The 13,659-nt window shown below is 53.4% G+C and carries 12 protein-coding genes; 8 read left to right on the top strand and 4 right to left on the bottom strand.

Annotated elements, in window-relative coordinates:
* Positions 1-181: 181 nt before the first annotated feature.
* From thiI to pomA, 3 genes are all read right to left on the bottom strand, one after another.
* Positions 182-1,630 (bottom strand): tRNA uracil 4-sulfurtransferase ThiI, encoded by a 1,449-nt coding sequence (thiI, locus tag P0Y67_RS14710; protein ID WP_342392462.1) that lies wholly within the window; start codon positions 1,628-1,630, stop codon positions 182-184.
* Between the two features lie 204 nt (positions 1,631-1,834).
* Complete coding sequence (locus P0Y67_RS14705) at positions 1,835-2,776, bottom strand: flagellar motor protein MotB (protein WP_342392461.1); 942 nt, start codon at positions 2,774-2,776, stop codon at positions 1,835-1,837.
* A gap of 11 nt (positions 2,777-2,787) precedes the next feature.
* Complete coding sequence (pomA, locus tag P0Y67_RS14700) at positions 2,788-3,549, bottom strand: flagellar motor protein PomA (protein ID WP_027253849.1); 762 nt, start codon at positions 3,547-3,549, stop codon at positions 2,788-2,790.
* 373 nt (positions 3,550-3,922) lie between these two features.
* On the opposite strand from pomA, the gene xseB reads away from it, so the two are divergent.
* The 3 genes from xseB to dxs are packed head-to-tail and all read left to right on the top strand — an operon-like array spanning position 3,923 to position 6,943.
* Positions 3,923-4,165, top strand: coding sequence for an exodeoxyribonuclease VII small subunit (gene xseB, locus P0Y67_RS14695; RefSeq protein WP_027253848.1), 243 nt, complete (start codon positions 3,923-3,925; stop codon positions 4,163-4,165).
* On the top strand, positions 4,158-5,054 hold the full coding sequence (gene ispA / locus P0Y67_RS14690) for a (2E,6E)-farnesyl diphosphate synthase (RefSeq protein ID WP_342392460.1): 897 nt from the start codon (positions 4,158-4,160) through the stop codon (positions 5,052-5,054). The genes xseB and ispA overlap by 8 nt, the downstream gene beginning before the upstream one ends.
* A gap of 23 nt (positions 5,055-5,077) precedes the next feature.
* Positions 5,078-6,943: a 1-deoxy-D-xylulose-5-phosphate synthase gene (dxs, locus tag P0Y67_RS14685; protein WP_342392459.1), complete on the top strand. Its 1,866-nt coding sequence runs from the start codon at positions 5,078-5,080 to the stop codon at positions 6,941-6,943.
* Positions 6,944-7,153: 210 nt separating this feature from the next.
* Here the strand turns inward: dxs and yfbV are convergent, their stop codons facing one another.
* Positions 7,154-7,603, bottom strand: a complete 450-nt coding sequence (gene yfbV / locus P0Y67_RS14680) for a terminus macrodomain insulation protein YfbV (RefSeq protein ID WP_192014626.1) — start codon at positions 7,601-7,603, stop codon at positions 7,154-7,156.
* A gap of 319 nt (positions 7,604-7,922) precedes the next feature.
* On the opposite strand from yfbV, the gene P0Y67_RS14675 reads away from it, so the two are divergent.
* The 5 genes from P0Y67_RS14675 to P0Y67_RS14655 all read left to right on the top strand — a co-directional run bounded on the left by P0Y67_RS14675 (position 7,923) and on the right by P0Y67_RS14655 (position 13,645).
* Complete coding sequence (locus tag P0Y67_RS14675) at positions 7,923-9,122, top strand: acetate kinase (protein ID WP_342392458.1); 1,200 nt, start codon at positions 7,923-7,925, stop codon at positions 9,120-9,122.
* Between the two features lie 120 nt (positions 9,123-9,242).
* Positions 9,243-11,396, top strand: a complete 2,154-nt coding sequence (gene pta / locus P0Y67_RS14670; RefSeq protein ID WP_161458630.1) for a phosphate acetyltransferase — start codon at positions 9,243-9,245, stop codon at positions 11,394-11,396.
* Positions 11,397-11,531: 135 nt separating this feature from the next.
* Positions 11,532-12,293: a sulfite exporter TauE/SafE family protein gene (locus tag P0Y67_RS14665; RefSeq protein WP_342392457.1), complete on the top strand. Its 762-nt coding sequence runs from the start codon at positions 11,532-11,534 to the stop codon at positions 12,291-12,293.
* 8 nt (positions 12,294-12,301) lie between these two features.
* Positions 12,302-12,601: a SelT/SelW/SelH family protein gene (locus P0Y67_RS14660; protein ID WP_234204065.1), complete on the top strand. Its 300-nt coding sequence runs from the start codon at positions 12,302-12,304 to the stop codon at positions 12,599-12,601.
* 120 nt (positions 12,602-12,721) lie between these two features.
* Positions 12,722-13,645, top strand: a complete 924-nt coding sequence (locus P0Y67_RS14655) for a TIGR01777 family oxidoreductase (protein WP_342392456.1) — start codon at positions 12,722-12,724, stop codon at positions 13,643-13,645.
* The last annotated feature ends 14 nt before the right edge of the window (positions 13,646-13,659 follow it).

Below are 13,659 nucleotides of genomic sequence, written 5' to 3'. Positions count from 1 at the left end.
TTCGTAATTCGTAAGAGGAGGGAATCATCGTGGTTTCAGTCATCGCGGTACGATCCCTCCCCCTTTTCAAGGGGGAGGTTAGGAGGGGGTTAAAAGGCACTGACGCAAAGTCGAGCTCACCTCACGAATCCCACCCTAGCCCTCCCCTTGCCAAGGGGAGGGAACGAAAAGCAATGGAAGATTACGGGCGATAAACCTTCACGTTATCGAAACCATTTTCTTTCAGGTACAGCGCCTGCAGGCGACTCATCACACCGCGAGCACAGTACAATAGGTAGGTTTTATCCTGAGGTAAATCGCCAAACTGGGTCGCCAGTTTGTAGAACGGCAAATGCTTGATTTCAACCCCTTCGATTTGCAGCGGGCTTTCATCTTCTTCGTCCGGGCTGCGGATATCCAGCACTGTGCTGTTGCCGTCAATCTGATCCACCAGCTCAATCTCAGGTGCCTGCTCCTGACTTTCTTTTTCGATGTCGCGGATATCGAGAATACGGGCTTCACTCACCACCCGATCCAGCACAGCAAAATCAAACTTGGCTTCCTCGGTTTCCAGTTTTTCTTTCACCGCCTTCACGGTCGGGCTTTTCGAGATCACGCCACAGAATTCAGGCATGGTCTTGGCAAAGTCTTCGGTGCCGATATCACGGGCAAGATTGATAATATCTTCTTTGTCCCAGTTGATCAGCGGACGAAGGATCAGGGTATCTGTCACGTTGTCGATATGACGCAAATTGGTCAGCGTCTGGCTTGAAACCTGACCCAGCGCTTCGCCGGTCACCAGCGCCTGAATGCCAAAACGTTCAGCAACCTGGCCTGCCGCGCGCATAAACATACGCTTGAGCACCACACCCATCTGGCCGTCATCCACATTTTCCAGGATTTCTGCCACAACAGGTTCAAAATCAATGGCAATGAACTTCACTTTGGCCGAAGAGCCGAATTTCTTCCACAGATAGTGAGAAACCTGCTTCACACCAATTTCGTGTGCCGGACCGCCAAGATTGAAGAAACAGTAATGCACTTTACTGCCGCGCTTGATGTGCAGATAGCTGGACACACCGGAATCGAAACCACCTGAGATCAGGCTCAGTACGTCTTCCTGGGTCCCCAGCGGGAAGCCACCCAGCCCTTTATGACGGGCAAGCACCTGATTGAGTTTCTCGCCGTCCACTTCAATATTGACCGTCACCTGCGGATTTTTCAGTTGCACTTTGGCACTGTCAAAGGCCTGATTCAGACCACCGCCGACGTAACGTTCCAGCTCTATTGAGGTAAAGTCGTGTTTTCCGACCCGCTTGGCGCGCACACAGAAGGTTTTGCCGTCAAGCTGGTTGCCGACATGCGCCAGAGTCTGCTCGAAGATATCATGCATGTCGGTAAAATCAGTTTGTTTGACTTCCAGCACATGGTGAATCCCAGGTGTCTGGGTCAGTACGGTCAGAACCTGATCACGGAGGCTGTCGTCCTTCACTGTGACATCAATGTAGCTGCGTCGGTTGTACACAGCCACTTGATCAGACAGGCGCTGAAGGATAATGCGGATATTGCACTCCAGGATTTTGGTAAAGCGCTTCCGCACTGATTCACTCTTTACAAAAATCTCTGGATGGGGCTTTACAATAAATTTCATAACATGCTTCGCTTCACAGGGCCTAACTAAAGGCGCGGATTATACAGCAAGCAAGCGGTCGCTGAAATACAAAGGATTATCAGAAAAAACGGCGAGCGCAGAGTTTCACAAACCCGCGGTCTGTCATGGCTCCTGCCCTCGCCGCCTGATGCGTGTTCGCCCTGTCAGGCGAACACGCATCATGTCCTTATTCAGATTGTAGGCTTAATTTGACGGGACGGCAGATTCCCCTGCCGGGTCGCTGGTCAGTTCATTGGTAAAATGCGGTTTACCCTGCATGATGGCAATTTCTACCCGGCGGTTACGTTTACGTCCGTCCAGGGTGTCATTGCTGTCCAGCGGCGAGGTGTCTGCCATTCCCAGCACGCGCATCCTGTTATGATCAAAGCCTTGCACTTTTTCCATTTCCTGAGCGACGGACACGGCACGCTGTGCCGACAAGTCCCAGTTGGAACGGTATAACTCAGAATCCAGACGCTGATTATCCGTATGACCAGAAACGGTAATCACGCCAGGCACGTCTTTGACCAAATCTGCCACCTGGCGCACCAGCGGACGAAATTTGGGTTGCAGAAAGGCTGAGCCTTCCGGAAATGCCCCTTTTTCACGAATACGGATCACCACCTGCTGACCAAGATTCTCGACCTCAATCAGATTTTCCTGTATTTCTCGCTCAAGGGCCGTTTGCAAGACATCGGCCAGTTGCTGCTGGGCTTGCGTCATTTCCGATTGAGTATTCTGGTTCATCTGGGTGGCGGTGTGCTCAGAACGTCCCCCGGTCAGCTTACCGGCTTCGCGTTTCGTGCCGCCGGCTTTTTCTGATTCACCTTCATGAAAGTCCAGCGTCCGCTGCGTCATGTCGATGGTTTGCTGCATGATGACTTCTATCGGAGTCGGTTCAGGCCGCCCCGGACGAAATTCCTGAGCAATCACACTGGTGCCTTTAGGAATGTCCTTCACTTCCACCATGTTCTGCACACCAAAGGCAAATTTCAGAGAACCTGCAATTTGCTTGAACTTCAACACGTCCATCTCAGAAAATGACAGCAGCAGTACGAAGAAACACATCAGCAGGGTCGCCAGATCGGCGAACGTTGCCATCCAGGCAGGTGCCCCTTTCTTACAATTGCATTCGGTCTCGTCCATCACCAGCCTCCTTATTCATCAACGTCGGTACGGCGTTGTTTTTCATGGAGGTAATTTTTCAGAAAACCATCAATCACACGCGGATTCTGGCCATCCTGAATGGCCAGCACCCCATCAAGGATCAGGCGGCGGTTCAGGCGTTCTTCGTTTTTACGCAATGACAGTTTATCGGCAATAGGAATTGCCACCATGTTGGCCAGGATCGATCCGTATAAGGTGGTTAACAGCGCCACGGCCATGGCCGGGCCGATAGATTTGGGATCGTCCATATTGGTCAGCATGGCGACCAGTCCCACCAGGGTACCTATCATCCCCATTGCAGGTGACACTTCACCCAATGAGCTGAAAATACTGATGCCCCTTTCATGGCGCTCGTTGGTCAGCCCGATATCTTTTTGCAATGTCGAACGCACCACGTCGGCGTCATGACCGTCAACGAGTAAATCAATCCCTTTACGCAAGAAGCTGTTATTGACTTCCATTTCTTCCAGCGCCAGAAAGCCGCCTTTACGTGCCGCATCCGCCATTTCGACAATCTTGGCGATCAAATCTTCCGGGTCGTCTGTTTTAAACATGAAGGCTTTGGTCGCAATTTTGGCGGCGCCAAAAAACTGCGACAGGCTGTACTTCATTAATACAACAAATAATGTCCCGCCCAATACAATCAAAATAGAAGGCACATTAAAAAATATATCAAGGCTGCCACCCAGCAGCATCGCCATAATGACAAAAGCAAAGGCACCAACTAAGCCTATGAGGGTTGCCAAATCCACGGATCACTCCTCTGTAATTTTTTCTTATCAACCCAAGTGACATCAGGATGTCCGGGTTACTCTGGCCAGCTCAAACTGGCGCTATTCTAACTTACTCACCCTGTATCGGCACCTTTGGATTTTGGTTTAGCACTGATTAACCCTTGGTTTTGTGCTCTGCTGGGAAAAACCGAACTTCCGCCTGTCATCTGTGATTGCATTCCTCTTGCAATGGGCGATACAAAGCAGCACAGGGTATAAAAACCATAAAAATAACACTGTAATGCGCACACTTCCCTGTGCCATAATTTGACCCGGCATAGCCTGTGCGCTATTTTCCCCTCATTTTCGGGCGCACCTCCAAACGCGCTCACAACCCATCAATGGACCGGATATGGCGACTAAAAAACCAGAAAAGATGGCCTTCGAAGAGGCCATGAATGAACTCGATGTGATAGTCAACGAGCTGGAATCCGGTGATATCCCTTTAGAAGACGCGCTGAAAAAATTTGAGCGTGGCATTGCCCTGGCCCGCAACAGCCAGCAAAAACTGACTCAGGCCGAGCAACGGGTTGAGATTTTGCTGCAAGCTGACGACAATGCGCCACTGACGGACTTTGAACCGAGCGATGACTAACAGCCTTTCTCAACAACTGGCCAAGTACGCGGCCCGTAATAATGATCAGCTGGAACACTGGCTGACTCAGTTGCCCTTTACCGATCAGCCTCTGGTTCAGGCGATGAGGCACGGCACCTTGCTGGGCGGAAAGCGTGCCCGTCCTTTCCTGACTTATGTCACAGGAAGCATGCTGGGAGCGGATATCAGTGATCTGGATACCCCGGCGGCGGCCGTCGAATGTATTCATGCCTATTCGCTGATCCATGACGATCTTCCTGCCATGGATGACGACGAGTTGCGGCGCGGTAAACCGACCTGCCACATTGCCTTTGATGAAGCCACCGCCATTCTGGCCGGTGATGCTCTGCAGACGCTCGCGTTTGAAATACTGGCTTCTGGCCGGCTGAGCGCCGAGGGCAACAGCCAGCGCATCGCCATGGTGCGCGAATTGGCTCAGGCTGCCGGTGCGTCCGGTATGTGTGCCGGACAGGCGCTGGATTTAGCCGCAGAGCACAAACGTGTCGGTCTGGCGCAACTGGAAACCATCCACAGGCACAAAACCGGGGCGCTGATCCGTTGTGCGGTGCGTCTTGGCGCGCTGGCGGCCGGCGAAAAAGGGGTCGCCATCCTGCCGCAGCTGGACAGGTACGCTGAGGCGATTGGCCTGGCCTTTCAGGTTCAGGACGACATTCTGGATGTGATCAGCGATACTCAGACACTGGGAAAACCCCAGGGATCAGATGCCGCTCTGGAAAAAAGCACCTACCCTGCCCTGCTAGGATTAGCAGGCGCCCAGGATAAAGCTCGCCAGCTATACCAGGAAGCCCTACACGCCCTGGAAGCTATACCCTACAATACAGATTCATTAGAAGTTTTCGCCCGATACGTTATCGAGCGCAACAACTAAAACAGTATAAGCGCCGACTTGTTATGACATTGGATATTTCTAAATACCCACATCTGGCCTTAGCCAACACACCGGACGAACTCCGTTTACTGCCGGTGGACAGTTTACCTGCGCTCTGCGATGAGCTGCGGACGTATCTGCTCAACTCTGTGAGTCAGTCCAGCGGGCATTTTGCTTCGGGTCTGGGCGCCGTAGAACTGACGGTGGCCCTGCATTATGTGTACAACACACCGTTCGATCATCTGATTTGGGATGTCGGTCATCAGGCCTACCCGCATAAAATCCTGACCGGACGTCGCGATCGTTTAAATACCATACGCCAGAAAGACGGCTTGCATCCCTTCCCCTGGCGGGAAGAAAGTGAATATGACGTCTTGTCTGTCGGCCACTCCTCTACCTCGATCAGTGCCGGCCTGGGCATGGCGATTGCCGCCGAACGTGAAGGCGCGGGCCGCAAAGTTGTCAGCGTGATCGGTGACGGGGCCATTACCGCAGGCATGGCGTTCGAAGCCATGAACCATGCCGGTGATGTGCACAGCGACATGCTGGTGATCCTCAACGACAATGAAATGTCGATCTCCGAGAACGTAGGTGCACTCAATAATCATCTGGCCCGACTGCTGTCCGGTAATTTCTATGCCAGCATCCGCGAAGGCGGCAAGAAGGTGCTCTCAGGCGCGCCACCGATTAAAGAGCTGGTCCGCCGGGCCGAGGAGCACCTCAAAGGCATGGTCGTGCCAGGCACTATGTTTGAAGAACTGGGCTTTAATTACATCGGTCCTATTGATGGTCATGATGTGCAGGAGCTGGTGCGTACGATTAAAAATATGCGCAACCTCAAAGGCCCGCAATTTCTTCATATCATGACGAAAAAGGGCAAAGGCTATGCGCCGGCGGAAGCCGATCCGATCAATTATCACGCCGTGCCTAAATTTGATCTGAGCCAGAATCCGCTGCCGAAAGCCAAAGACAGCAAGCCGACTTTCTCGAAAATCTTCGGCGACTGGCTGTGTGATATGGCCGAAAAAGACCGCAAGCTGATGGCCATCACACCGGCAATGCGTGAAGGTTCCGGCTTGGTGCGGTTCTCCAAAGAATACCCGGATCAGTATTTTGATGTCGCCATCGCTGAGCAGCATGCAGTGACACTGGCGACCGGTATGGCCATTGGCGGTTATCACCCGGTTGTTGCGATTTACTCGACTTTCCTGCAGCGCGGCTATGATCAACTGATCCACGATGTCGCCATTATGGATTTACCTGTGATGTTCGCGATCGATCGTGGCGGACTGGTCGGGGCTGACGGTCAGACCCACCAGGGGGCTTTCGATCTGAGCTTCCTGCGCTGTATTCCCAACATGGTGATCATGACACCGAGTGACGAAAACGAGTGCCGCCAGATGCTCTATACCGGTCATCAGCATCAGGGACCCAGCGCAGTGCGCTACCCGCGTGGCAGCGGCACCGGCGTGACGCCAGATGCCACTATGACAGCGCTGGAACTGGGCAAAGGGATACTTCGCCGCCAGGGTGAAAAAGTGGCGATCCTGAACTTCGGCACCACGCTGAGCTATGCGCTGGAAGCCGCAGAAGCCCTGAATGCCACGGTTGCTGACATGCGTTTCGTCAAACCACTGGATGAAGCCTTGGTGCGCCAGCTGGCCGATGACCATGATCTGCTGGTGACTGTGGAAGAGAATGCCATCGCCGGCGGTGCCGGTTCCGGTGTGATCGAGTTTTTGATGAAAGACAAACGCATCAAGCCTGTGCTGCAAATCGGCCTGCCGGACAAATTTGTCCATCAGGGCACCCAGGCTGAACTGCATGCGGAGCTGGAAATCGATGGTCCGGGAATAGAAGCGCAAATCCGCCGCTATCTGGCCAGCTAAATCACCAGCCAACCAGCCAAGCCAGACAAAAAAACGGACAGAGGCATTTCCCTGTCCGTTTTTTTATTTGCCGCGCTTTTACTTATCTTGTCTTCTCTTCACTCAAACCGCTGCTGGTTACTCAAACCGCTGCGGTCCTTGAGCTGCACCTCGACCTTCCCTGCCTGAAGACAGGTAAAATACGCAGGACGCGGCACCGAACAGCCGAGATCAGAACCAGCGTTCGAGCGAGGCCTTGTCCAACTGCTTAAAGGCTCTGTCCAGCACCTGTGCCAGCTCCAGATAGCGAGGCCGCTCTTTCAGCGGCTGCATGGAATAGCCTTCACTTAAAATTTTGCCGTGTATTTCCCGGCACCAGCTCGCCAGTGAGGGCGGCAAGGCTGTCCGGCTGCGTTTGCCCAGCCACAACAGACCCTGCAACGGCATACTGAGCGCAAACAAGGCCACGGCCATTGCCAGCGGCAAACCAGAGGAATTATGAAAAGCCATCTGGCTCAGCACGCTCATCACAGCCACAGCAGGCATCACCCGCACTGCAAACCGGGTGGCCCTGATATAGCGTTGTTCAGGAAACAATACAGCCAGCTCTTTGCGCATTGGCCATACCGACATGTAGTGCTGGCCGTGTTGGACCTGCTTCCAGATTTTTGTCTGATTCATATCGCACCAGCCTCAACAAATTCTGTAAATTTTCAAAACAAGCAACAATCAATCTACCGTGAATTAATTTTTAAAAATTTTTTTGTTATATCGACCAACAAGGGCTATCCTATGCACGCCTTAGGTAATTGTTGGCCGATAACCCTGTTATCGCAATAAATTAAGGATAAGTTAACTCCTCAGGTTTACATGTCACTTCTACGGACAGAAGCAAAAATACCTGGTTTAGTCTCGCCATACACTGGGTCGACTATTCTATGGTTAACGCTTATTCAATTGAATATCAACTTTCAGACAGATTATATAGGTAGTCACTCACATGTCTAAGCTGGTTTTAGTTCTTAACTGCGGTAGTTCTTCTCTGAAGTTTGCTGTCGTCGACGCAGTATCAGGTGATGAGCACCTGACAGGTCTTGCAGAATGTCTGCACCTACCCGAAGCCCGTATCAAGTGGAAACTTGATGGTGCCAAACACGAAGCTCAACTGGGTAATGGTGCAGCACACGAAGAAGCACTGGCTTTCATGGTAGAAACTATTCTGGCTTCCAAGCCTGAGCTGGCTGAAAACCTGAAAGCGATTGGTCACCGTGTGGTTCACGGTGGCGAGAAGTTCACACAATCAGCTCTGATTGATGAAGCCGTGCTGAAAGGTATTGAAGAGTGCGCTACCTTGGCACCGCTGCATAATCCGGCACATATCATTGGTATTAAAGCCGCTCAGAAAGCCTTTCCGGCGCTGCAGAACGTGGCCGTATTCGATACTGCATTCCACCAGACGATGCCAGAAGAAGCGTACCTGTACGCGCTGCCATACAAGCTGTACAAAGACCACAGCATCCGTCGTTATGGCATGCACGGTACTTCGCACCTGTTCATCACCCGTGAAGCGGCGAACCGCATGGGTAAACCAGAAAGCGAGCTGAACATCATCAACTGCCACCTGGGTAACGGTGCGTCTGTCTGTGCCATCAAAAACGGCCAGTCTGTTGATACCTCTATGGGTCTGACGCCGCTGGAAGGCCTGGTGATGGGTACCCGTTGTGGTGACATCGATCCGGCTATCATCTTCCACCTGCACGACTCTCTGGGCTACTCTGTTGACGAAATCAACACCATGCTGACCAAAGAATCCGGTCTGGCTGGTCTGACTGAAGTCACTTCTGACTGCCGTTTCGTTGAAGACAACTATGGTCAGAAAGAAGAAGCGACCCGTGCGATGGACGTATTCTGCCACCGTCTGGCGAAATACGTCGCCAGCTACACAGCGACGCTGGACGGCCAGCTGGATGCGATCACTTTCACCGGCGGCATTGGCGAGAACTCTGCCCCAATCCGTGAAATGGTGCTGAACCGCCTGAAGTTCTTCGGTATCGAAGTCGACAGCGAGAAGAACCTGAAAGCCCGTTTCGGTGGCGAAGGTGTGATCACCACAGACAACAGCCGCGTACCGGCTATGGTTATCTCGACCAATGAAGAGCTGGTGATTGCTGAAGATACAGCACGCCTGACCAACATCTAAGCAACACCTATTGGCCGACCTAGTCGGCCTTTTTCTATCAAGAATGCTAATAATCGGGAGTCGCTGTCCGACAGTCTGATCTCCCTTTCTACCGTTTGCTAACAGTTTGAGGAATTGACTGTGTCACGTACCATAATGCTCATTCCGGTCGGTGCCGGAGTCGGCCTGACCAGCGTCAGCCTGGGTGTACTTCGCGCTATGGAGCGCAAAGGCGTCCGTGTTTCCTTTTTCAAACCTATCGCCCAGCCTCGTCACGGCGGCGACCAGCCGGATCTGACAACGTCGATTATCCGTGCCAACAGCGACATGCAAATTGCCCAGCCGGTGTCCATGGCTGAAGCCGACGAGCTGATCCGCAGCGACCAGAGCGACGTGCTGCTGGAAGATATCGTTGCACGCTTTAAAGAAGCCACTGAAGGCGCTGAAGTGGCCCTGATTGAAGGTCTGGTCCCCACCCGCAAGCACCCGTTTGCGAACCAGATCAACTACGAAATTGCCAAGACACTGGATGCGGAAATCGTGTTCGTGGTCTCGCCGGGTACAGATAACCCAGCCCAGCTGAAAGAGCGCATTGAAATTGCCTGCTCTAACTTTGGCGGTATTAAGAACAAGCACATCGCAGGTGTGATTGTGAACAAGCTCAATGCCCCTGTGGATGCGGAAGGCCGTACCCGTCCGGATCTGTCTGAGATTTTCGACGGTTCCGACTCTGTGATGCCAACTCACGTTGAAGTGATGCAAGTGTTCAACTCCAGCCCGATTCGCGTGCTGGGCTGTGCGCCCTTCAATGCCGAGCTGATCGCTACCCGTGCAACAGACATCGCCAAGCACCTCAATGCTGACATTATCAACCCGGGTGAAATCGACAGCCGTCGCATCAAGAGCATCACTTTCTGTGCCCGCTCTATCCCTAACATGGTTGAACACTTCCGTCCGGGTTCACTGCTGGTGACTTCTGCCGACCGTCCTGATGTGGTTGTGGCTGCCTGTCTGGCAGCGATGAACGGTGTGGAGATTGGCGCGCTGCTGCTGACCGGCGGTTATGAACTGCCTGCTACCGTTGAAAAACTGTGCAAGCGTGCGTTCGAAACCGGCCTGCCTGTGATGATTGCCAAAGGTAACACCTGGCAGACCTCTCTGAACCTGCAGAGCTTCAGCCTGGAAGTACCGGCTGACGATAAAGAGCGGGTCGAGATGGTCAACGAATACATGGCCAGCCACATTGATGGTCAGTGGATTGAGTCGCTGAGCGAAGGTTCTGCCCGTGAACGCCGCCTGAGCCCGCCGGCTTTCCGTTACCAGCTGACAGAATATGCCCGCCGCGCGGCGAAGCGTATCGTGCTGCCTGAAGGTGACGAGCCACGTACAGTGAAAGCGGCTGCTATCTGTGCAGAACGCGGTATTGCGGAATGTGTGCTGCTGGGTAACCCGGCGGAAATCAAACGCGTTGCCGAACAGCAAGGTGTGGTACTGGGTGCCGGTGTTGACATTATCGATCCGGCCTCTGTGCGCGAGCAGTATGTGGCCCGCCTGGTTGAGCTGCGTAAGAACAAAGGCATGACCGAAGTGGTTGCCCGTGAACAGCTGGAAGATACCGTTGTACTGGGTACCATGATGCTGGAACAAGACGAAGTGGACGGTCTGGTCTCGGGTGCGGTACATACCACAGCCAACACCATTCGCCCGCCGCTGCAGCTGATCAAAACCGCGCCAAGTGCGTCACTGGTCTCTTCTGTCTTCTTCATGCTGCTGCCTGATCAGGTGCTGGTATATGGTGACTGTGCCATCAACCCGGATCCGAACGCTGAGCAACTGGCTGAAATCGCTATTCAATCGGCCGATTCTGCCAAAGCCTTCGGGATTGAACCGCGCGTAGCAATGATCTCTTACTCTACCGGTAACTCGGGCCAGGGTGCCGACGTTGATAAAGTCCGTGAAGCGACCCGTATCGCGCAGGAAAAACGTCCTGATCTGATCATCGACGGGCCGCTGCAGTACGACGCCGCCATCATGGAAAACGTGGCAAAATCTAAAGCGCCGGACTCACCGGTTGCCGGTAAAGCCACCGTGTTCGTGTTCCCGGATCTGAACACAGGTAACACCACCTACAAAGCGGTACAGCGTTCTGCCGAGCTGGTGTCTATCGGTCCAATGCTTCAGGGCATGCGCAAGCCGGTGAACGACCTGTCTCGTGGCGCGCTGGTCGACGACATCGTCTACACCATCGCTCTGACCGCGATTCAGGCCAAACAGGCTGAAGAGCAAAACGCTTAACTCTGCACTGAATCGAACGAAAAAATACCTCGGCATTGCCGGGGTATTTTTGTATTGGCCCCCTATTCTCATTGCCAGACTATTGATAATCCGTATGCTGTGAAGTCTGAATAATTAAGGATTGCAGCAAGATACATGGATTGGTTGAATTCGCTCGGACTTTTTATTGGCTCCCTGTTTGCCAACACACTGGCCTCTCTGTCCGGCGGCGGTGCCGGGTTGATCCAGTTTCCCCTGCTGATTTTTCTGGGCCTGCCCTTTTCCGTGGCGCTGGCTACCCATAAAATTGCCAGCGTCGCACTCGGGCTGGGCGCGGCCGTCAAACATATCCGCTCCGGTAAGCTGAACTGGTCAATGACGGGCTATGTCATTGCATCCGGTACCTTAGGTGTCATTCTGGGCGCCAATGCCATTCTCTTTGTACCGGGCCGAATAGCCGAGTCCGCCCTTGGCATGCTCATCATTGGCCTTGGCGTATACTCCCTGTATCAACCCAGCCTGGGCCAGAGTGAAAGTGCCCGCCGGCGGGATACCAGAGGACTGATTGCCGGTAGCCTGGGCCTGGCAGGGATCGGGGTGATTAATGGCTCACTGACCGCAGGCAGCGGCCTGTTTGTGACCTTATTTCTGATCCGCTGGTTTGGTTATGACTATAAACAGGCCGTCGCGTTAACCATGATCAGTGTCGGTTTGTTCTGGAACGGCACAGGCGCGGTCGCCATGTACGCGGCAGGCGCGGAAATATTCTGGCCCTGGCTGCCAATTCTGATTGCCGGTTCATTGCTGGGGGGCTACCTCGGGGCGCATCTGGCGATCAGACAAAGTAACAAGCTGATCAAGCGTTGTTTAGAAGCCCTGACGTTTCTGATCGGGGCCAAACTGTTATTCGGAATGTGAGGATTCTTATGTCTGACAATGCACCGCAAACGGCCGGCAAAGCCGTGATTGATATTTACTACTGCCGCCAGTGCAACTGGATGCTCCGGGCCAGCTGGATGTGCCAGGAGCTGTTGCATACCTTCAGCGAAGATCTGGACGCCGTCAGCCTGCACCCGGACACAGGCGGCCGGTTTGAAGTCTTCTGCAACAATGTCCGCATCTGGGAACGCAAAACCGATGGCGGTTTTCCTGATGCCAAACAACTCAAACAGAGGGTCAGGGATATTCTGGATCCTGCTCGCGATCTGGGGCATGTTGATCGCTGATCCTCGTTTTTTTGACTGACGTCAAAGCCGAAAGCGCTGGAAAAACAGTGAACAGCTCGCCGGTTGGTTATAATTTAGACAAAACAAGGATAACTTATCAGTCAGACAGGCGGACGAGACATGGATATTCTGATCACCGGCGGAACCGGGTTTATTGGCAAAGCGCTGCTTCCTCATCTGAATCATGATCAGGTGACTGTTCTCAGCCGTAACCCCAACCGCGCTTATCAGCGTCTGGGCCATCATATTAAAGTCATCACCAGCCTGGATTCACTGGATAATCTGGATGAATTTGATGTGGTGATCAATCTGGCCGGCGAGCCGATTGCTGATAAGCGCTGGACAGAGAAACAGAAAGAAGAGATCTGCCGCAGCCGCTGGCAGCTCACCCGTGATCTGGTGGTCAGATTACAGGCCGGTGATAATCCGCCGCATACCTTCATCAGCGGCTCTGCTGTGGGCTACTACGGCGATCAACAGCACAACGGCTTTGACGAGTCGCTCGATGTTAAGCGCGACGATTTTGCCCATACAGTTTGCCGTACCTGGGAAGAGCGGGCACTGGCGGCACAGTCGGACAAAACCCGCGTCTGTGTGCTGCGTACCGGCATTGTACTGGGCAAAGGCGGCGGGGCGCTGGCAAAACTGGTCCCGCTGTACAAAATGGGCCTGGGTGGCCCGATTGGCAATGGACAGCAGTATTTCCCGTGGATTCACCTGCAGGACATGGTGAAAGGTATACTGTTTCTGATCAAACAGACGGATGCCCAGGGCCCCTATAACCTCACCGCCCCCAAACCTGTTACCAATAAAGAGTTCAGCCAGACACTGGCCAGAGTGCTGCATCGTCCGCATGTGATGAGCACACCGGAATGGTTGTTGCGCTTCGGTATGGGAGAATCGGCCCAGATGCTGCTCGACAGCCAGCGTGCCCTGCCGGCCAAGCTGGAAGCCCATGGTTTCCATTTCTGCTACCCGGAACTGGAAGGCGCGCTGAAAAGTGCCCTGAGCGATCAGGAAAGCCGGGTGACCCGTGTAGAGTAACCCGGCACAACAGC

The organism is Photobacterium sp. SP02, from assembly GCF_038519165.1.
GTDB lineage: Bacteria > Pseudomonadota > Gammaproteobacteria > Enterobacterales > Vibrionaceae > Photobacterium > Photobacterium halotolerans.
Note: the sequence above shows the minus strand (reverse complement) of the source record. Positions and strands in the feature narration are given on the sequence as shown.